18 protein-coding genes are annotated in these 18,365 nt (G+C 66.8%); 9 read left to right on the top strand and 9 right to left on the bottom strand.

Annotation, left to right across the window (positions count from 1 at the left end; genetic code table 11):
* Window positions 1-135 precede the first annotated feature (135 nt).
* Together AC4ELS_RS11485 and AC4ELS_RS11480 are read right to left on the bottom strand one after the other, a co-directional pair.
* Complete coding sequence (locus AC4ELS_RS11485; protein WP_499047449.1) at window positions 136-1,083, bottom strand: NADP-dependent oxidoreductase; 948 nt, start codon at window positions 1,081-1,083, stop codon at window positions 136-138.
* Window positions 1,084-1,098: 15 nt separating this feature from the next.
* Window positions 1,099-1,911: a nuclear transport factor 2 family protein gene (locus AC4ELS_RS11480; RefSeq protein WP_499047447.1), complete on the bottom strand. Its 813-nt coding sequence runs from the start codon at window positions 1,909-1,911 to the stop codon at window positions 1,099-1,101.
* A 135-nt stretch (window positions 1,912-2,046) separates the two neighbouring features.
* Between AC4ELS_RS11480 and AC4ELS_RS11475 the strand changes: the two genes are divergently transcribed.
* Both AC4ELS_RS11475 and AC4ELS_RS11470 read left to right on the top strand, forming a co-directional pair.
* On the top strand, window positions 2,047-2,649 hold the full coding sequence (locus AC4ELS_RS11475; RefSeq protein ID WP_448441961.1) for a TetR/AcrR family transcriptional regulator: 603 nt from the start codon (window positions 2,047-2,049) through the stop codon (window positions 2,647-2,649).
* A gap of 10 nt (window positions 2,650-2,659) precedes the next feature.
* Window positions 2,660-3,133, top strand: coding sequence for a hypothetical protein (locus tag AC4ELS_RS11470; protein ID WP_499047445.1), 474 nt, complete (start codon window positions 2,660-2,662; stop codon window positions 3,131-3,133).
* 3 nt (window positions 3,134-3,136) lie between these two features.
* Here AC4ELS_RS11470 and AC4ELS_RS11465 read toward each other — a convergent pair whose 3' ends face one another.
* The 7 genes from AC4ELS_RS11465 to AC4ELS_RS11435 all read right to left on the bottom strand — a co-directional run bounded on the left by AC4ELS_RS11465 (window position 3,137) and on the right by AC4ELS_RS11435 (window position 12,475).
* Window positions 3,137-3,904, bottom strand: a complete 768-nt coding sequence (locus AC4ELS_RS11465) for an enoyl-CoA hydratase family protein (protein WP_463792867.1) — start codon at window positions 3,902-3,904, stop codon at window positions 3,137-3,139.
* A 16-nt stretch (window positions 3,905-3,920) separates the two neighbouring features.
* Window positions 3,921-5,078, bottom strand: a complete 1,158-nt coding sequence (locus AC4ELS_RS11460) for an acyl-CoA dehydrogenase family protein (protein ID WP_499047443.1) — start codon at window positions 5,076-5,078, stop codon at window positions 3,921-3,923.
* Window positions 5,075-7,012 (bottom strand): acetyl/propionyl/methylcrotonyl-CoA carboxylase subunit alpha, encoded by a 1,938-nt coding sequence (locus tag AC4ELS_RS11455; protein WP_499047441.1) that lies wholly within the window; start codon window positions 7,010-7,012, stop codon window positions 5,075-5,077. The genes AC4ELS_RS11460 and AC4ELS_RS11455 overlap by 4 nt, the downstream gene beginning before the upstream one ends.
* Before the next feature lie 38 nt (window positions 7,013-7,050).
* The gene (locus tag AC4ELS_RS11450; RefSeq protein WP_499047467.1) at window positions 7,051-8,583 is read right to left on the bottom strand and encodes an acyl-CoA carboxylase subunit beta; all 1,533 of its coding nucleotides are present in this window, start codon (window positions 8,581-8,583) and stop codon (window positions 7,051-7,053) included.
* A gap of 59 nt (window positions 8,584-8,642) precedes the next feature.
* Window positions 8,643-9,785, bottom strand: coding sequence for an acyl-CoA dehydrogenase family protein (locus AC4ELS_RS11445; RefSeq protein ID WP_499047465.1), 1,143 nt, complete (start codon window positions 9,783-9,785; stop codon window positions 8,643-8,645).
* A gap of 5 nt (window positions 9,786-9,790) precedes the next feature.
* Window positions 9,791-11,485 carry an acyclic terpene utilization AtuA family protein gene (locus AC4ELS_RS11440; RefSeq protein WP_064882614.1) on the bottom strand — a complete coding sequence of 565 codons (1,695 nt, stop codon included), beginning with the start codon at window positions 11,483-11,485 and terminating at the stop codon, window positions 9,791-9,793.
* Between the two features lie 120 nt (window positions 11,486-11,605).
* Window positions 11,606-12,475 (bottom strand): type IV toxin-antitoxin system AbiEi family antitoxin, encoded by an 870-nt coding sequence (locus AC4ELS_RS11435; protein ID WP_499047463.1) that lies wholly within the window; start codon window positions 12,473-12,475, stop codon window positions 11,606-11,608.
* Between the two features lie 280 nt (window positions 12,476-12,755).
* On the opposite strand from AC4ELS_RS11435, the gene rpmF reads away from it, so the two are divergent.
* The 7 genes from rpmF to AC4ELS_RS11400 all read left to right on the top strand — a co-directional run.
* Entirely contained in the window at window positions 12,756-12,929 is a 174-nt protein-coding gene (gene rpmF / locus AC4ELS_RS11430; RefSeq protein ID WP_044521728.1) for a 50S ribosomal protein L32, read from the top strand.
* A gap of 145 nt (window positions 12,930-13,074) precedes the next feature.
* The gene (locus AC4ELS_RS11425; RefSeq protein ID WP_055117058.1) at window positions 13,075-13,761 is read left to right on the top strand and encodes a response regulator transcription factor; all 687 of its coding nucleotides are present in this window, start codon (window positions 13,075-13,077) and stop codon (window positions 13,759-13,761) included.
* Window positions 13,762-13,765: 4 nt separating this feature from the next.
* Window positions 13,766-15,265, top strand: a complete 1,500-nt coding sequence (locus AC4ELS_RS11420) for a HAMP domain-containing sensor histidine kinase (RefSeq protein ID WP_448441973.1) — start codon at window positions 13,766-13,768, stop codon at window positions 15,263-15,265.
* A gap of 194 nt (window positions 15,266-15,459) precedes the next feature.
* Complete coding sequence (locus AC4ELS_RS11415) at window positions 15,460-16,866, top strand: S1C family serine protease (RefSeq protein ID WP_498889102.1); 1,407 nt, start codon at window positions 15,460-15,462, stop codon at window positions 16,864-16,866.
* Window positions 16,867-16,889: 23 nt separating this feature from the next.
* Entirely contained in the window at window positions 16,890-17,441 is a 552-nt protein-coding gene (locus tag AC4ELS_RS11410; protein WP_370693121.1) for a MogA/MoaB family molybdenum cofactor biosynthesis protein, read from the top strand.
* Between the two features lie 146 nt (window positions 17,442-17,587).
* On the top strand, window positions 17,588-17,746 hold the full coding sequence (locus tag AC4ELS_RS11405) for a hypothetical protein (protein ID WP_165609180.1): 159 nt from the start codon (window positions 17,588-17,590) through the stop codon (window positions 17,744-17,746).
* 385 nt (window positions 17,747-18,131) lie between these two features.
* Window positions 18,132-18,365 (top strand): MspA family porin (locus AC4ELS_RS11400; RefSeq protein WP_448457038.1); only part of this gene is annotated, 234 nt, incomplete at its 3' end.

Here is an 18,365-nt window from a genome sequence, read left to right as displayed (position 1 = left end):
GACAGATACGCCTCGGGGTGTGCTGCCACTGGCAATTATCGCCCGCCCCGTCTGCATGGGCTGACCTGCGTTGTCCCCGATGCCGCCACTGCCGGATGGCGTCGCTTCCGGTCGGTGCGGTTTCCGTCGACCGGGTCAGTTCTCGGGCTCGACGGTGAGCACGATCTTGCCGGTGGTGCGGCCATCGCCGATCACCTTCAGCGCCTGCGCCGCTTCGGATAACGGGTACTGCGCGCCGACATGTACCCGTAGCCGTCCGTCCGCCACGAGTCCGGCAATGGATTGCAGGCCGGCCGCGTCGGGTTCGACGAGGTAGTCGTAGGCGTGGACATTCAACTCGCGGGCCCGGTCGAACAGGCCGGGAGTCCAGGCGGCTTGGGCACTGACCAGGACGCCACCCGGGCGGAGGCAGCGCAAGGCGTCACGGCCGGCCGCGCCGCCGAACATCTGGATCACGATGTCCACGTCGTTGACGACTTCGTGGACCGGAGTCGTGGTGTAGTCCACCGCTTCGTCGGCGCCCAGACCGCGGATGAAGTCGTGTTTGGCGGTGCGGGCGGTGCCGATCACATACGCGCCGTGTGCCTTGGCGATCTGCACCGCGAGGTGGCCCACGCCGCCGGCGGCGGCGGAGATCAGCACGCGCCGGCCGGGAGTCAGTCGGGCCACGTCGATGAGCATCTGCCATGCGGTGAGCCCGGCCAGCGGCAGTGAGGCAGCTTCGGCGAAGCTCAGTCCAGTTGGGATGGGGGCGAAGTGGCGGGACGGCGCGGCCACGAACTCCGCGTAGCCGCCCGCCTGCCGGGGAAACCACGGCATGCCGAATACTCGGTCGCCGACGTGGAATCGGGTGACGCCGTAGCCCACCTCTTCGACCACACCAGCCACGTCCCACCCGTGAATGAAGGGCAGGTCCAGCACGCGGTTGTAGGCCAGGCCTCCGCTTGTGTAGTAGTCCACCGGGTTGACTCCCGCAGCGTGAACCCGGACCTTCACCTCTGTGGGCGCCGGACGAGGTTCCGGCACCTCAACCGGGCGCACGGAGTCGGGGCCGTCCCATTCGTGCTGCATGATGGCGCGCATGAATGTCTCCTCGGTTCAGCGACGGGGTGATGGAACGGAGGGCGCCACGGCCCGGGTATCGAATACGACAGTGGTTTCGGCACTTCGGGTTCCGTGTAACCGGAACTGGTCGACGCCTGGCCATCGCCGCAGTTCGCCGCCGATCGTCCCGCGGCCTTCCCAGGCGAGCATGAGAAGGCCGTCGCGGTGGGCATAGTCGACCACCGACAACGTCAGATCGGGGATCAGTTGGACGGCGGCGCCCAGTCGGTCGGCGTACGCGCCACGGCCGCGGAGTGGTTCGGTGGCGCCTGGCCAGTTGAGGATCACCTCGTCGGTGACGAGATCGTGAACCCCACTGGCGTCGCCGGGGGCTGCCCAGAACTGGGTCCAACCCGCGACGAACGTCTCGATCTCTGACTCGGCGGCCGGAACGCCTACTTGCCGGTGCAGGACCCGAGTATCGAAATACCCGGTGTCACTGGCCAGTTGGCCGTCGCGGAACGTGCAGACGAAGGTGACCGGAACGTCGATGCGGCTACCCGCCACAGTGGGTAGACCGAGAAGCTCGTCGCCGACCGTCCCGGTCATCCTGCCCCACGCCACCGCGGTGTCCTCGGCGAAAGCCGCGCCGTCGAACTGCCCCTGATAGTCGGGGATCGACCGGAACACCGCCTCGTAGAACGTCCTCAGTTGGTCGTGGCCCGAAACCTTTTGAGTGATACCGGAATCCCGGTAGCTGCCATCGGGTGCGTACGCGGCGATGATCGCGTCCACATCATGTCGATTCTTGGCCTCGGTATATGTGCGCAAGGAATCCCGCAGTACGTCGATCTGATCAGTGTTCATCGAATCGTCCTCTCACTGGTGGGGTCTGCTGCCCTCAAGTCCCGCTGCGCGGGCAGAGGCCGTGGAACTTGCATACCTCGAGTATTAACATACTTCGAGTATGTACCTCAAGTATGAATCGTGTAGATTGGCGGCATGCCCGGACCGCGCACCCAGGCCGAACGCACACGCGCAACCGTCGACCAGATCCTGGTGGTGGCGCGCGAGCGGTTTGCCGCCGACGGTTACGACAACACGTTCGTCGATAACGTCGCCGAACGCGCCGGCATGACCAAAGGCGCGCTCTACCACCATTTCGAGGGCAAGCGCGGCCTGTTCGCAGCGGTCTTCGAAAACGAACAGCGCGCGATAGGTGAAGCGGTCAACCACGCGGCCAGGGGCGCCAAGGGCAGCTGGCAGCGATTCCTCCGCGGCTGTCGCGGGTTCTTCGATGCGGTACTCGACCCCGGCGTTCAACGCATCACCTTGATCGACGCGCCCGCCGTTCTCGGCTGGGAATCCATGCGGGACCTCGAAGACGAACACGTCACGTCGCTGCTGCGACTGGGGCTGAGCCAGGTGATCGCCGACGGTCACCTGCCCGAGCAGCGCGTGGAACCCCTCGCGCATCTCCTCCACGGCGCGATGTGCGAGGCGGCGATGACCGTCGCTCGCTCCGCGGACCCCGAGCGAGAAAGCCGGGATTCGATTGCCGCACTTGAGAGATTGCTCAACGGCATCGCCGCACACGACAAGTGACCCGAAGAGAATGACTGAGAGTTCTGCCCCGCCGGCTTATCTGCGGCTGCTGGTCAGGGCTGTCACGCCACTGGTCAAGACCGTGCTGCGGAGTCCGGCGCAAGGCTGTCTGAGCGACACGATGATGATCCTCACCGTGACGGGCCGTCGGACCGGTCGAAGCTACGAGATCCCGGTCAGCTACGTCGCTGACGGCGCCGTCCTCACGTGTATCACGGGAATCGACAACGCCTGGTGGAAGAACCTACGCGGCGGTGCCGATGTCGCCGTGTTGTTGCAGCGGAGCCGCTTTCGCGGATACGCCGAGGCGTCGACCGGCGTCGCCAACATTCCGGTAATAGAGAGTTTCCTGGCGGCCAGGCCGCGGGATGCGCGGTTTCACCACGTGCGGCGGAGCAGGCACGGAAAGTTCGACGCGGATGAACTCACGCGAGCGGCACAAACGCGCGTGGTCATCCGCGTCCAACTCTGGCCGGACTGCTGAATCTCAGCCGATCCAATTCGGGGGGCGCTTCTGCAGGAACGCCATCATGCCTTCGCGGGCCTCATCGGAGACGAACAGCTGCGCCGACTGCCGTGTCAGCGCTTCGGCATCCGCGTCGAACTGACGCAGGATCGAAGCTGTGGTCAACGCCTTCGACGCAGCCAACCCCTGAGGGGAACCCTTTGCGATCTCGGCGGTCAGCGCGGCCACGGCCGCCTCGACGTCGTCCGCGGCCTGCGTGATCAGACCGATCTCGGCCGCCTCGGTCGGGCCGAACTTCTCGCCGGTGACGAAGTAGCGGCCCGCCGAGCGCGGTGACATCTTCGGCAACAGCGTCAGCGAGATGATCGAGGGCGCAACGCCGATACGCGCCTCGGTCAACGCGAACGTGCTCTTCGGGCCGGCCACGACGAGATCGCACGCGCCGATCAGGCCCATCCCGCCGGCGCGCACGTGGCCGTCGATCGCGCCGATCACCGGAACCGGAAGCTCCAGGATGGTCCGCAGCGTCCGGGTCATCTCCCGGGCCCGGTCCACCGCAATCTCACCGGGGTCCTGACCAGCGGCCTCGCTGAGATCAGCTCCTGCACAGAACGTTCCGCCGGTGTGATCGAGGACCACCACCCGGACGCCGGGCTCATCGGCGGCGTCCGCCAGGCCCTGGTGCAACTGCTCCACCAGGGCCGTCGACAACGCATTGCGGTTGTGCGGGGAATCGAGCGTCAGACGCGCAACGGCGCCGTGAACCCGGTAGTGGACTAAAGACGTCATCGTCAGTACGGCCTCGTCAGTAGGAGCGCGGCAGGCCGAGCGATGTCTGGGCGACGAAGTTCAGGATCATCTCCCGGCTCACTGGTGCGATGCGGGCCAACCGCGACGCGGTGACGGCTGCGGCGATGCCGTACTCCTTGGTCAGGCCGTTGCCGCCGAGGGACTGCACGGCCTGATCCACCGCACGCACCGAGGCCTCGCCTGCGGCGTACTTGGCCATGTTGGCGGCTTCCGCAGCGCCGAAGTCATCACGGGCGTCGTACAGAGTGGCGGCCTTCTGCATCATCAGCTTGGCCAGTTCGACCTCGATGTGGGTCTGTGCCAGTGGGTGCGACAGGCCCTGATGTGAGCCGATCGGAACCTTCCAGACCTGGCGGGTCTTCAGATAGTCGGTCGCCTTGGCGATGGCCAGCCGGCCGGTGCCGACAGCCATGGCCGAACCCATGATCCGCTCGGGATTCAGGCCCGCGAACAATTGGGCGATCGCGGCGTCCTCCGAACCGACCAGCGCATCGGCCGGCAGTCGCACGTCGTCGAAGAACACCTGGAACTGGCTCTCCGGACTGATGATCTCCATGTCGATCGCGGTCCAGCTCAGGCCCGGGGTATCCGTCGGAATGACGAACAGTGCAGGCTTGAGATTGCCGGTCTTGTGGTCCTCGGTGCGGCCGACGACGAGCACGGCCTGGGCCTGGTCGATGCCGGAGATGAACGTCTTCTGGCCCTTGAGGATCCAATCGCTGCCGTCGCGACGGGCGGTGGTGGTGATCCGGTGGCTGTTGGATCCCGCATCAGGCTCGGTGATCGCGAAGGCCATCGTGATCGACCCGTCCGCGATGCCGGGGATCCAGCGCTTCTTCTGCTCCTCGGTACCGAACTTGGAGATGATCGTGCCGTTGATGGCGGGGGAGACCACCATCATCAGCAGCGCCGAACCACCGGCCGCCATCTCCTCCATCACCAGGGACAGTTCGTACATGCCGGCCCCGCCGCCGCCATACTCCTCGGGCAGGTTCACCCCGATGAAGCCGAGTTTGCCTGCCTCATTCCACAATTCGGTGGTGTGCTCACCGGCGCGGGCCTTCTCCAGGTAGTAGTCCTGCCCGTAGTTGGCGACCATCGCAGCCACCGCCTGACGCAGCGCCTTCTGTTCCTCGGTTTCGATGAAGCTCATGACTGTTCTCCTTCAGGGTTCTCTACTCGGGCAAGGATGGCGCCGACCTCGACCTGCTGGCCTGCGGCGACATTGAGTTCGGCCAGCACCCCATCCTCGGGGGCGGCGATGGTGTGCTCCATCTTCATGGCCTCGAGCCAGATCAGGGGCTGTCCGGCGGTGACGGTATCGCCGACGGCGGCGCCGACCCGCACCACCGAACCGGGCATCGGTGCCAGCAGTGAGCCGTGCGCGACCGCGTCGTCCGGATCGGGGAAGCGGGGCGCCGCGGTGAGCTGGACCGGACCCAGCGGTGAGTCGACGAACACCTGATCGCCATAGGTCGTCACATCGAACGTGCGGTCAACCCCGTTCACGGACAGCACCACGCGGTCCGGCGTCGCCGACAGGAGCGAAACGCCCTCATCGTCGGGCAACTCGACCCCGGTGCGGGTGAACCGGTAGCGCACCGGAACGTCGTCACCCGCGGCATCGCGGTACGTGCGCGACTGATAGCCCGACGCCAGGTTGCGCCAGCCGCTCGGTGCCGCACCGAAAACCTTGGCGCTGCTGCGGTTGTGCGCGGCGTCGGCCAGGGCGGCGGCGAGCGCCGATAGCGCCACCACACCGGCGTCGGCCAGTGGGGCGGCCAGAATATCGAGGCCGTGCGTGTCGAAGAACGCCGTGTCGGTGGCCCCATCCAGGAATGCCGGATGCCGCAGCACGTTCACCAGCAGATCGCGGTTGGTGCGCAGTCCGTGAATCCGGGTGCGGGTCAACGCATCGGCCAGCACGGTCGCGGCCTGACGACGGGTGGGGGCGTACGAGATGACCTTGGCCAGCATGGGGTCGTAGAAGATCGACACCACCGAGCCGTCCTCGATACCGGTATCGACACGCACGTTCCCGGGCACCTCGAACCGGTGCACCGTGCCGGCCTGGGGCTGCCAGCTCTTGGCCGGATCCTCGGCGTAGAGCCGCACCTCGATCGATGAACCGCGGGAGGCCGGGGGCTCCGCATCGAGCCTGCCGCCGTCGGCGACCACGATCTGCAGCTCGACGAGATCCAGCCCGGTGGTGGCCTCGGTGACGGGATGTTCCACCTGCAGCCGGGTGTTCATCTCCAGGAAGAAGAAGTCGCCCTTCTCGTCCGCCATGAACTCGACGGTTCCGGCGCCGGCGTAGCCGATCGCCTCGGCGGCCAGTCGGGCGGCGTCGAAGAGCTTCTCCCGCATTCCCGGGGTGCGCTCGACGAGGGGAGAGGGCGCCTCCTCGATGACCTTCTGGTGACGCCGCTGGATCGAGCACTCGCGCTCGCCGACCGACCACACCGTGCCGTGCGAATCGGCCAGCACCTGCACCTCGACATGGTGTCCGGCGGCCAGGTAGCGCTCACAGAACACCGTCGGGTCACCGAACGCCGACTGCGCCTCACGCTGGGCCGCGGCCACTTCGCTTGGCAGATCGGACAGTTCACGCACCACGCGCATGCCGCGGCCGCCACCGCCGGCGGAGGCCTTCACCAACACAGGCAGCTGATCGGCCGTCACGGTGGACGGGTCAAGTTCGGCCAGCACGGGCACACCGGCCGCGGCCATCATCTTCTTGGCCTCGATCTTGGACCCCATGGCCTGCACGGCGTTCACCGGCGGCCCGATCCAGGTCAGCCCGGCGTCGATCACCGCGGCGGCGAAATCGGGGTTCTCGGAGAGGAACCCGTAGCCGGGGTGGACGGCGTCGGCGCCGGAAGCCTTGGCCGCGGCGATGATCTGAGCGGAATCGAGGTAGCCGTTGTTGCCCTCCAGGCGAACCCGGGCGTCGGCCTCGGCGACGTGGGGCGAGCCGGCGTCAGGATCGGTGTACACCGCGACGGTCCCGATGCCCAGGCGGCGACAGGTCTCGAAGACCCGGCGGGCGATCTCGCCGCGGTTCGCGACGAGGATTTTAGTGATCACTGTTCGAGTCCTCTGCTCTTCGCGCAAGCGCTCATCGGTCACATCCTGAAGACGCCGAAGTTCGACGTCCCCTCGATCGGGGCATTGGCGATGGCGCTCAGGCACATTCCCAGCACCGTGCGGGTGTCGCGAGGATCGATCACCCCGTCGTCGTAGAGCCGGCCGGACAGGAACATCGGCAGCGACTCCGCCTCGATCTGGGCCTCGACCGCTGCCCGCAGCGCGGCGTCAGCGGCCTCGTCGACCGCCTGACCGCGGGCCTCGGCAGCGGCGCGGCTGACGATCGAGAGCACGCCGGCCAGCTGCGTGCCGCCCATCACCGCGGACTTGGACGATGGCCAGGCGAACAGGAACCGCGGGTCATACGCGCGCCCGCACATGCCGTAGTGGCCCGCGCCGTAGGAGGCGCCGAGCAGCAGTGAGATGTGCGGCACCGTCGAATTGGACACCGCGTTGATCATCATCGATCCGTGCTTGATCATGCCGCCCTCTTCGTACTGCTTACCCACCATGTAGCCGGTGGTGTTGTGCAGGAACAGAAGTGGGGTGTCGGACCGGTTGGCCAGCTGGATGAACTGGGTTGCCTTCTGCGACTCTTCGCTGAACAGCACCCCGCGGGCGTTGGCCAGGATGCCCACCGGGTAGCCGTACAGCGTGGCCCACCCCGTCACCAGTGACGATCCGTACAACGGCTTGAACTCGTCGAAATCGGAGCCGTCGACGATGCGGGCGATCACGTCGCGCGGATCGAACGGGATGCGCAGATCGGCGGGCACGATGCCGATGAGTTCCTCCGGGTCGAACTTCGGCTCGACGACCGGTGCGGGAACGGGTCCCTTCTTGCGCCAGTTCAGCCGGGCCACGATGCGCCGGCCGATCCGGATCGCGTCGAGCTCATCGTTGGCAAGGTAGTCACCCAGACCCGAAGTGCGGGCGTGCATCTCGGCACCGCCCAGCGACTCGTCGTCGGACTCCTCGCCCGTGGCCATCTTCACCAGCGGCGGCCCGGCCAGGAACACCTTGGAGCGTTCCTTGATCATCACGACGTGATCCGACATGCCCGGCACGTAGGCGCCGCCGGCCGTCGAGTTGCCGAACACCAGCGCGACGGTCGGGATGCCGGCCGCTGACAGCCGGGTCAGATCGCGGAACATCTGCCCGCCCGGGATGAAGATCTCCTTCTGCGTCGGCAGATCGGCGCCACCGGACTCCACGAGGGAGACCACCGGCAGCCGGTTCTCCATCGCGATCTGGTTGGCGCGCAGGATCTTCTTGAGCGTCCACGGATTGCTGGTGCCGCCCTTGACCGTCGGATCGTTCGCGACGATCAGGCACTCGACGCCCTCGACGGCACCGATGCCGCAGACGACGCTGGCGCCCACGGTGAAATCACTGCCCCAGGCGGCCAGTGGGCTCAGCTCGAGGAACGGTGCGTCCGGGTCCAGCAGCAGTTCGACGCGCTCGCGGGCAGTGAGCTTGCCACGGCCGTGATGGCGGTCGACGTACTTGGGGCCGCCACCGGCCAGGGCCTTGGCGTGCTCGGTGTCGAGTTCGGTGAGCTTGACCGCCATCGCTTCGGCGGCCTCGGTGAACCCGGGGGAGCGGGGATCGATTGTTGATTTCAGTGTCGTCACGACTGGAACCCCAATGTCTTTGCGGCCAAGGAGGTCAGGATCTCGGTGGTGCCACCGCCGATACCCAGGATGCGCATGTCACGGTACTGACGTTCGACCTCGGATTCGGCCATATAGCCCATCCCGCCGAACAACTGGACGGCCTGGTTGGCGACCCATTCCCCGGTCTCCACAGCGGTGTTCTTGGCGAAACACACCTCGGTGATCAGATTCTCTTCACCCGCGAGCTGCCGCTCGACCACATGGCGCGTATACACCCGGGCCACGTCGATCCGGCGGGCCATCTCGGCCAGCGTGTTCTGCACCGACTGCCGGGAGATCAGTGGCTTGCCGAAGGTCTCGCGGTTACGGCACCACTCGACGGTCAGATCCAGGCAGCGCTGGGCACTGGCGTACGCCTGGACGGCCAGGCCGACCCGCTCGGACACGAATGCCGCGGCGATCTGGAAGAAGCCGGAGTTCTCCGCGCCGATCAGGTTGGCTACCGGCACCCGGACATCGGTGTAGGACAGCTCGGCGGTATCGCTTGAGCGCCAACCCATCTTGTCGAGCTTGCGGCTGACCTCAAAGCCCGGGGTGGGCTTGTCGACCACGATCAGCGAGACGCCCGCAGCACCAGGGCCGCCGGTGCGCGAGGCGGTGACGACGTAGTCGGCGCGTACGCCCGAGGTGATGTAGGTCTTGGCGCCGTTGAGGATGTAGTCGTCGCCGTCTCGAACTGCGCGGGTGGTGAGGTGCCCGACATCGGAGCCGCCGCCGGGTTCGGTGATGGCCAACGACCCGATGAGATCCCCACGCAGCGTCGGCTTCACATACGTCTCGATCAGCCGCTCGTCACCCGAGGCGATCATGTGCGGCACCGCGATGCCGCAGGTGAACAGCGAGGCGAACACGCCGCCGGGCGAGCCGGCGTAATGCATTTCCTCGCAGATGATCACCGCGTCGGCTCCGTCGCCGCCGCCACCGCCGACAGACTCGGGGAAATTGGCTCCGAGCAGTCCGGCCTCGCCGGCCTTGCGGTGCAGCTCGCGCGGGAGTTCGCCGGTGCGTTCCCACTCGGCGGCGTGGGGCAGCACCTCACGCTCGGCGAAACTGCGCACCGTCTTGCGCAGCGATTCGCGTTCGGGGGTATTCCAGATGCCGGTCACAGCAACCTTTCCGGGATATCGAGATGACGGCTGCGCAACCATTCGCCCAGCCCTTTGGCCTGTGGATCGAACCGGGCCTGATATGCGACGCCCTGGCCGAGAATGCCTTCGATCACAAAGTTCACGGCCCGCAGATTGGGCAGCAGATGCCGGGTGACCGGAAGCTCGGCTGTCTCGGGCAGCAATTCACGAAGCCGCTCGACCGTCAGGGCGTGGGCCAGCCAGCGCCACTGCTCGTCGGTCCGCACCCAGACGCCCACGTTGGCCGACCCGCCCTTGTCGCCGCTGCGGGCGCCGGCGATCGTGCCGAGTGCGGCGCGTCGGGTGGGGCCTTCGGGGAGCTCCTCGGGCAGGGCCGGGTCGGAAACCGGTGACAGCGAGAGTGTTTCGGCTGCCGGAGCGATACCGATCCGGGTGCCGTCGGCATGCACGGCGATGTGCGGCACCTCGGTGGCGTCGACATAACCGGGTACGAACACGCCGTAGATCTGACCGTCGCCCGGCGGCGCCGTGGTGGTGAATCCCGGGTAGCTCGCCAGCGCGAGTTCCACGCCCGCCGCGGAAAATTGGCGGCCGACAAGGTTGGGGTCGGGGTCGCGGACCACACAGTGCAACAAAGCGCTGGCGGCTTCCTCGGTGTCGGCGTCCGGATGGTCGGTGCGGGCCAGGTTCCACTCCAGCTCGGCGGGACGGACTTTGATGCCGGCCTCCAACTGGCTGCGGATGAGCGCCGCCTTGGCTTCGATGTCCAGGCCGGTCAGCACGAAGGTGGCGGCGTTGCGGAACCCGCCGATGCTGTTGCACGACACCTTCAGCGTCGGGGGCGGGGCTTCGCCCGTCACCCCGGAGATGCCGACGCGGTCGGGACCGTCCTGGCTCAACTGCACCGAGTCCACCCGGAGCGTCACATCGGGATTGGCGTAACGCGCCCCGGTGATCTCGTAGAGCAGCTGCGCGGTCACCGTGCCGACGCTGACCTGCCCGCCGGTGCCGGCGTGTTTGGTGATCACCGACGAGCCGTCGGCGGAGATCTCGGCGATGGGGAAGCCGGGCCGGGCCAGATCTGGGATTTCGGAGAAGAACGAGTAATTGCCACCGGTGGCCTGAGTGCCGCACTCGATCACGTGACCGGCGGCCACCGCCCCGGCGAGTGCGTCGTAATCGGTGGTCTTCCAACCGAAGTGCGCGGCCGCGGGCCCGACGATCACCGACGCGTCCGTCACGCGGCCGGTGACGACGACGTCGGCACCGGAATTGAGGCAGTCGACGATGCCCCACGCGCCCAGGTAGGCGTTCGCCGCGAGGGGAGTGCCGAGCCCGAGTTCGGAAGCGCGGCCCACGAGGTCGTCGCCCTCGACGTGGGCGACGTTGACGTCGAGACCCAGCCGTTCGGCCAGGGCCCGGATGGCGACGGCCAGCCCCGCGGGGTTCAGCCCGCCGGCGTTGGCCACGATCTTCACGCCCTTCTCCAGTGCCAGCCCCAGTGACTGCTCGAGCTGGGTGAGGAAGGTCTTGGCGTAGCCGCGCTCGGGATTCTTGGCCCGGTCGCGGGCCAGGATCAGCATGGTGAGCTCGGCGAGATAATCGCCGGTCAGATAGTCCAGCTCCCCACCGGCGAGCATGTCGTGCATGGCCGACAGCCGGTCGCCGTAAAACCCCGAACAGTTGCCGATCCGTACTACTGGTGGCACACGTACTCCCGTCAACGCTGAAAGGGACCAACCAACCGGTAGGTTAGCGGGTACCGCCGGTACCACGTCAAGGGGTGTCCGACCCGGGATCCACCCACCAGATTGCGTCCAGGGACGGAATCAGGCGGCGATTTGTCCCTGAATGCAATCTGGATGCCAGCCGCGGCTGCGCAGCGCCTGCTCGACCCGCGCGAGGACGTCGACGATGTTGTCCTCGGCGATCACGCGGATGACGATCCAGCCCATGGCCTCCAGCTTCCGTAGGGTCTTCTGGTCCTGCACATAACGCCTGCGGTCCGACTGGTGGAAGATGCCGTCGTAACTGACCCCGACCATGAACCGCTCCCAGCCCATGACCAACTTTGCGACGATGCGGCCGCGTCCTTGGATCACCACGATCTGGGTCTGGTCGGGCGGCAGTCCGGCGTCGGTCAATTGCAGGCGCAGCCAAGTCTCGCGCGGTGAATCGGCGCCGGAGTCGACCAGAGGCAACGCCACTTTGAGGGCCCGGATCCCACGGATCCGCGGGTAGCGGTCGATGAGCGGGGTGACGTCGTCGGCGGTGACCTGGAGAGTCCACGCCAAAGCGTCGATGCGGGCGACGGCGTCATCGCGTGGGAGGTGACGGCCCAGGTCGAACGCCGTCCGCACCGGTGTGGTCACCGGCAGTCCGACCACTCGTTTGATCTCGTCGTCGGCGAGCGTCTCGTTGCGCACGATCAATCCGCTGGGTGGGCGGCCGTTGCGCCAGATGAGTTCGATCGGGATGTCGGCATCGACGTAGGAGGCCCCGTGCAGCGCGGATGCGGCGACCCCCGCGATCACCGCCCGGCGCCTCGACCACAGCCAGGCGCCAATGGTTCGGTCACGCAGCGTGGGTTCGGCTGGTGCATACACGTCGGGAAAAATCCGTTGGTAGTGATGCCTGAGGCCGTTGCGCGTCACGAGCCCCTCGGCCAACGCTTCGCTGCCCATGAACACCCTGGCCATTGCCGTCATTGCGGCATGCTCGCACCCCGCACCGACATGCCATCGAGATTGATGTCAGGGACGGAATCGGCCGGATTTTTGTCCCTGACATCAATCTCGGCGGAAGGGGCGGATGGGGCGCGGAGCCCTCGGCGTAACGGCCGCGGAGCGCTTGGGGCAGGGCCGTGGAGCTGCGTTTTGGAGGAGCGCCAGGTCAACCGTTACTCTGTACCTAATCGTCGCCGCCGGTGAGCTCATTTCGATTCGCGCGGCAACAACCCAGAGCAAGGAGATGCACGTCATGGCTGTGCCCAAGCGCAGAATGTCGCGCGCGAACACCCGTAGCCGGCGCGCGCAGTGGAAGGCCGAGGCCACCGGTCTCGTCGGCGTCAGTGTCGCCGGTCAGCAGCACAAGGTGCCGCGCCGTCTGCTCAAGGCCGCCCGTCTCGGCCTGGTCGACCTCGACAAGCGCTAGAACCGCAGAGACTTCTTCAAAAAGCGCTATCGCTCGCGATAGCGCTTTTTGTCGTGTCCAGGGGCTGTACGCGCCACGAAAACGCTCGGAGAATTTGCGGCGCGCCTCTCAGCCCACTCTCAGACAGCGGGTTGAAACTGGGCCTGTGCGCATACTTGTCGTGGACGACGATCGCGCTGTGCGCGAATCCCTGCGCCGGTCGCTTTCTTTCAACGGATATTCGGTCGAGCTCGCCCAGGATGGGGTAGAAGCGCTCGAGGCGATTTCCAATGACCGGCCCGACGCTGTGGTTTTGGACGTGATGATGCCCCGGCTGGACGGGCTGGAGGTGTGCCGGCAGCTCCGTAGCACCGGTGACGACCTGCCGATCCTGGTGCTGACGGCCCGTGACTCGGTCTCTGAGCGGGTCGCCGGGCTGGACGCCGGTGCGGATGACTACCTGCCCAAGCCGTTTGCGCTCGAGGAGCTGCTGGCGCGGATGCGGGCGTTGCTGCGCCGGACCGTCAGCGACGACGGCGCCGATTCGCAGAAGATGTCTTTCTCGGATCTGACCCTGGACCCGGTGACCCGCGAGGTGACCCGCGGCCAGCGTCAGATCAGCCTCACCCGCACCGAGTTCTCGCTGCTGGAAATGCTCATCGCCAACCCGCGCCGGGTGCTCACCCGCAGCCGCATCCTCGAAGAGGTCTGGGGCTTTGACTTCCCGACCTCCGGCAATGCGCTTGAGGTCTACATCGGCTACCTGCGGCGCAAGACCGAGGCCGAAGGTGAGATTCGACTGATCCACACCGTGCGCGGCGTCGGCTACGTGCTGCGCGAAACACCCCCCTGATTTGATGGCGCTCAACGACAACGACGGTCGCACCACCCCCTTGAACATCGGGCGGCCTGCCGCCGTCCTCCGAAACACCAGCTCACTGTCACTGCGCTGGCGCGTGATGATGCTGGCGATGTCGATGGTGGCCATGGTGGTCGTGCTGATGGCCGTCGCCGTCTACGCGGTGGTGTCCCGTGCGCTCTACGACGATCTCGACAACCAGCTGCACAGCCGCGCCCGGCTGCTCATCGAGAGCGGATCGCTGGCAGCCGACCCAGGCAAGGCGATCGAGGGCACCGCGTACTCCGATGTCAACGCGATGCTGGTGATCCCGGGCCGATCCATCTACACCGCCAATCAGCAGGGCCAGATGCTGCCACTGGGCACGGCCGAGAAGGACGTCATCTCGGGCGAGCTGCTGATGTCCCTGCGCACCGCCAACCACCAGCGGGTGCTCGCGGTGCACCTGGCCAACGGCAGCTCCCTGCTGATCTCGAAGAGCCTGGCGCCCACTGTCCAAGTGCTGCGACGCCTGGGCACGGTGCTGCTCATCGTCGGAGGTGTCGGCGTGGCAGTGGCGGCCATGGCCGGTGGAGCCGTGGCCCGAGCCGGGCTCAGACCGGTGGGCAGACTCACCGAAGCCGCGGAGCGGGTCGCCCGTACCGACGACCTGCGGCCCATCCCGGTGGTCGGCAGCGACGAGCTCGCCCGGCTCACCGAGGCGTTCAACATGATGTTGCGGGCGTTGGCCGAATCGCGGGAACGCCAGTCCAGGCTGGTCTCCGACGCCGGGCATGAGCTGAGAACCCCGCTGACCTCGCTGCGCACCAACGTCGAACTGTTGATGGCCTCGCAGGCGCCCGGGGCGCCGCCGCTGCCCAGGGACGAGATGGATGGGTTGCAGCAGGACGTGATCGCCCAGATCGAGGAGCTCTCCACCCTCGTCGGCGACCTCGTCGACCTCACCCGCGACGACGCGGGCGGCATCACCCCCGAACCGGTCGACATGTCCGAGGTCGTCGACCGCAGCCTGGAGCGGGTCCGGCGGCGTCGCAATGACATCGACTTCGACGTCGATGTCATCGGCTGGCAGGTATTCGGCGATGCGCCCGGACTCGGCCGCGCCGTGCTCAACCTGCTCGACAACGCCGCCAAGTGGAGTCCGGCCGGCGGGGCGGTCGGCGTCCGGTTGCGCCAGATCGATCCGACACATGCCGAGCTGGTGGTCTCCGATCATGGGCCCGGTATCCCTCCGCAGGAACGCGCGCTGGTGTTCGAGCGGTTCTACCGATCCGATGCGGCCAGGGCGATGCCGGGATCCGGCCTCGGATTGGCTATCGTCCAGCAGGTGGTGCTCAAGCACGGCGGTGCCCTGCACATCGACGACACCGTGCCGGGTGGCACCCCGCCGGGGGCGTCGTTTCACATGGTGCTGCCAGGGCAGCCGATCTCGAATGCCGATGCGACACACGTGCACCCGGCCGGTGGCGGGCACACCGTCGGCGCGGAGAAAAAGTGAGACAGTTGAGGTGGTCGGGGGACCAGTCATGGATGGACCAGAAATCTCTAAGTGGATTCTCAGCCCATCTGGGCAACCTGAGTGACCACCACTTCGTTTGACGAAGTGACGGATACGAGGGTTGGACATACGGGTCGGACCGGATCGGCGTGACTGGCCGGCGGACCTTTTACAAGAGAAGAGCACGCAGCACAATGACGAACCACCCGAGGTACCCCCAGCAGCCGGAGCAGCATCCCGGCGGCGCCCCCGGATACGCCGGTGCGCGTCCTGATCCTTACCAGTCACAGCCCTACGACTGGCGCTACGCGCGTCAACAGCCGTCGCAGCAGCAGCAACAACTGCCGCCCCCGCAGCAGTCGCACCAGACGCAGCAACACCAGACACCGCAACACCAGCCGCAGCCGCAGGCCTACCGTGCGCCGTACGACCCGTACCGGATTCCGGTCGGCCCGCAGCCCGTCCCCGCGAAAAAGCGGTCCAAGAACGGCCTCGTGGCCGGCGCGCTCGCCGTGGCCGTGGTGTCGGCAGGCATCGGTGGCGGTGTCGCAACCTTCGTACACGACGACCATCCGCGTCTGGGCACGCAAGGCCTCGGTGCCGCACCGACCGTCCCCGCCGCGGCCCTGCCGCCGGGTTCGGTGGAGCAGGTGGCGGCCAAGGTGGTGCCGAGTGTGGTCAAGCTCGAGACCGACCTGGGTCGCGCTTCCGAGGAGGGCTCCGGCATCATCCTCACCGCCGACGGCCTGATCCTCACCAACAACCACGTCGTGCAGGCCGCCAAGCCGGGCGGGCCCGGCCCCGCGCCGGTACCGGGCGGGGCGCCGGCGCCGCCCGGCGCGCAGACCAAGGTGACCTTCTCCGACGGGACCACCAAGTCGTTCACCGTCGTGGGTACCGACCCGAGCAGCGACATCGCGGTGGTACGCGCACAGGACGTCTCGGGCCTCACCCCCATCACGCTCGGCTCCTCGGCCAACCTCCGGGTGGGTCAGGATGTGGTGGCGGTCGGTTCACCGCTCGGACTCGAAGGCACGGTCACCACCGGCATCGTCAGTGCGCTGAACCGCCCGGTCGCCGCCGGCGGCGACGCCCGCAACCAGAACACCGTGCTCGACGCCATCCAGACCGACGCTGCGATCAACCCGGGTAACTCCGGTGGCGCTCTGGTCAACATGAACGGCGAACTGGTCGGGATCAACTCGGCGATCGCCACCATGGGCGGGGATTCGCCGCAGGCGCAGAGCGGGTCGATCGGCCTCGGCTTCGCGATCCCGGTGGACCAGGCCAAGCGGATCGCCGACGAGCTGATCCAGAACGGCACGGCCTCGCACGCGTCGCTGGGTGTGCAGGTCAGCAATGACACCACCAGTGACGGCGCCAAGATCGTCGAGGTCACCAACGGTGGAGCAGCCGCAGCAGCGGGTCTTCCCAGCGGTGTGGTGGTCACGAAGGTCGACGAACGGGTCATCGGCAGCGCTGACGCGCTTGTCGCCGCCGTGCGGTCCAAGGCCCCCGGCGACAAGGTCACGCTGACCTTCCTCGACCAGGGCGGCAAGCCGCAGACCATCGAGGTCACCCTCGGCAGGGCCGAGCAGTGACCACACTTACCGGGCCCGGCGGGATGGCCACACTGCGTCTGGCTACACCGTTGTCTGCCGCCGGATATACGGTTGCAGGCATGGAACAGCCAGGGGAGTTGGTGGGCCGGGCGCTCGTCGTCGTCGTCGATGATCGCACCGCACACGGCGAGGAAGACCACAGCGGTCCGTTGGTCACAGAGTTGTTGGGTGAGGCCGGTTTCGTCGTCGACGGGGTCGTGGTGGTGGCCGCGGATGAAGTCGAGATCCGCAACGCGCTGAACACCGCGGTCATCGGCGGCGTCGATCTGGTGGTGTCGGTCGGTGGTACGGGGGTGACACCGCGCGACGTGACGCCAGAAGCCACCCTCGACATCCTCGACCGCGAGCTGCTGGGCATCGCCGAGGCGCTGCGGGCATCGGGCCTCTCCGCGGGCATCGTCGATGCGGGGCTGTCGCGCGGGCTGTGCGGAGTCTCGGGCAGCACGCTGGTGGTGAATATCGCCGGGTCCCGTGCAGCGGTGCGTGACGGTATGGCCACCCTCGGGCCGCTGGCTGCGCAGGTGATCGGCCAGTTATCAAGTTTGGAGATCTGAACGCAAGCGGAAACGGCGGCCATCGGCCGCCGTTTCCGTTTGTTGGCGAATGTCGCGCCCAGCGTTCATGCTGGTTAAGGGCAGGTTAACGGGCGTTGCACACCGCTCGACTTGGAATGTGATCTTCGTCACAAGGGGGAATCCTGATGCCGGAAGCGAACAAAATGTCCCGCCACGCAGTTAACAAGATCTTCGGTGAGGCCCTCCCGGAGATCGCTCCCGAGGAACGCGACATCGCTTCGCCGGACGACGATGCCGACCGCGACCGGTGGCTGCAGAACAACATTCCGCCTCATCATGGATGAATAGATGAGCGGCTTGTAAGGCAGGAAAACCCTGTAAGGCAGTGTGGTCTGGACCTCAGGTTGTTACCAAGGCGAACGGCGTCACAGCATTGCCCCGCGGGCCAACTTGCAGCACCGCGACCCTGTGCGACATCTCCCAGCCGGCATTCAGCAAATTTTGATCGATTGAACGTATGCGGCCCCGCGGATATGTGCTTGCGTTGCCGCTCGGATGCCCTCCCGTTATGTTCCTCGTGTCAACGATGAGCATTAAGTAAGAGCGACGTGTGGAGTTCCTAATCCACATCACATGTTGGTCTTGCGCGGCGGTACGGTCTGCGGGGGCCGGGACGCCTCCACAAACGGTGGGCCCTCCGGGAGCGCCGGCGACATAGCTAGGGAGAACATGAAGGCATTCAGTCGGGTGCTGGTCGCGATGGTTGCAGCCATCGCGGCGCTGTTTACGAGCACCGGCATTTCTCATGCGGGTCTGGACAATGAACTGAGCCTGGTCGATGGTCAGGATCGGACCCTGACGGTTCAGCAGTGGGACACCTTCCTCAATGGTGTGTTCCCGCTGGATCGCAACCGGCTGACCCGTGAGTGGTTCCATTCCGGCCGCGCCAAGTACACCGTGGCC

Source organism: Mycobacterium shunyiense (genome assembly GCF_058270035.1).
The sequence above is the reverse complement of the archived record's forward strand: the minus strand, read 5'-3'. Positions and strand labels throughout refer to the sequence as shown.

Bases quoted from the DNA above. Each gene is read 5' to 3' on its own strand.
- AC4ELS_RS11420 (WP_448441973.1), top strand. From the start codon at position 13,766: ATGGCGCTCAACGACAACGACGGTCGCACCACCCCCTTGAACATCGGG.
- AC4ELS_RS11475 (WP_448441961.1), top strand. From the start codon at position 2,047: ATGCCCGGACCGCGCACCCAGGCCGAACGCACACGCGCAACCGTCGAC.
- AC4ELS_RS11405 (WP_165609180.1), top strand. From the start codon at position 17,588: ATGCCGGAAGCGAACAAAATGTCCCGCCACGCAGTTAACAAGATCTTC.
- AC4ELS_RS11435 (WP_499047463.1), bottom strand. From the start codon at position 12,475: ATGGCCAGGGTGTTCATGGGCAGCGAAGCGTTGGCCGAGGGGCTCGTG.
- AC4ELS_RS11485 (WP_499047449.1), bottom strand. From the start codon at position 1,083: ATGCGCGCCATCATGCAGCACGAATGGGACGGCCCCGACTCCGTGCGC.
- AC4ELS_RS11410 (WP_370693121.1), top strand. From the start codon at position 16,890: ATGGCCACACTGCGTCTGGCTACACCGTTGTCTGCCGCCGGATATACG.
- AC4ELS_RS11465 (WP_463792867.1), bottom strand. From the start codon at position 3,904: ATGACGTCTTTAGTCCACTACCGGGTTCACGGCGCCGTTGCGCGTCTG.
- AC4ELS_RS11480 (WP_499047447.1), bottom strand. From the start codon at position 1,911: ATGAACACTGATCAGATCGACGTACTGCGGGATTCCTTGCGCACATAT.
- rpmF (WP_044521728.1), top strand. From the start codon at position 12,756: ATGGCTGTGCCCAAGCGCAGAATGTCGCGCGCGAACACCCGTAGCCGG.
- AC4ELS_RS11470 (WP_499047445.1), top strand. From the start codon at position 2,660: ATGACTGAGAGTTCTGCCCCGCCGGCTTATCTGCGGCTGCTGGTCAGG.
- AC4ELS_RS11415 (WP_498889102.1), top strand. From the start codon at position 15,460: ATGACGAACCACCCGAGGTACCCCCAGCAGCCGGAGCAGCATCCCGGC.
- AC4ELS_RS11450 (WP_499047467.1), bottom strand. From the start codon at position 8,583: ATGGCGGTCAAGCTCACCGAACTCGACACCGAGCACGCCAAGGCCCTG.
- AC4ELS_RS11460 (WP_499047443.1), bottom strand. From the start codon at position 5,078: ATGAGCTTCATCGAAACCGAGGAACAGAAGGCGCTGCGTCAGGCGGTG.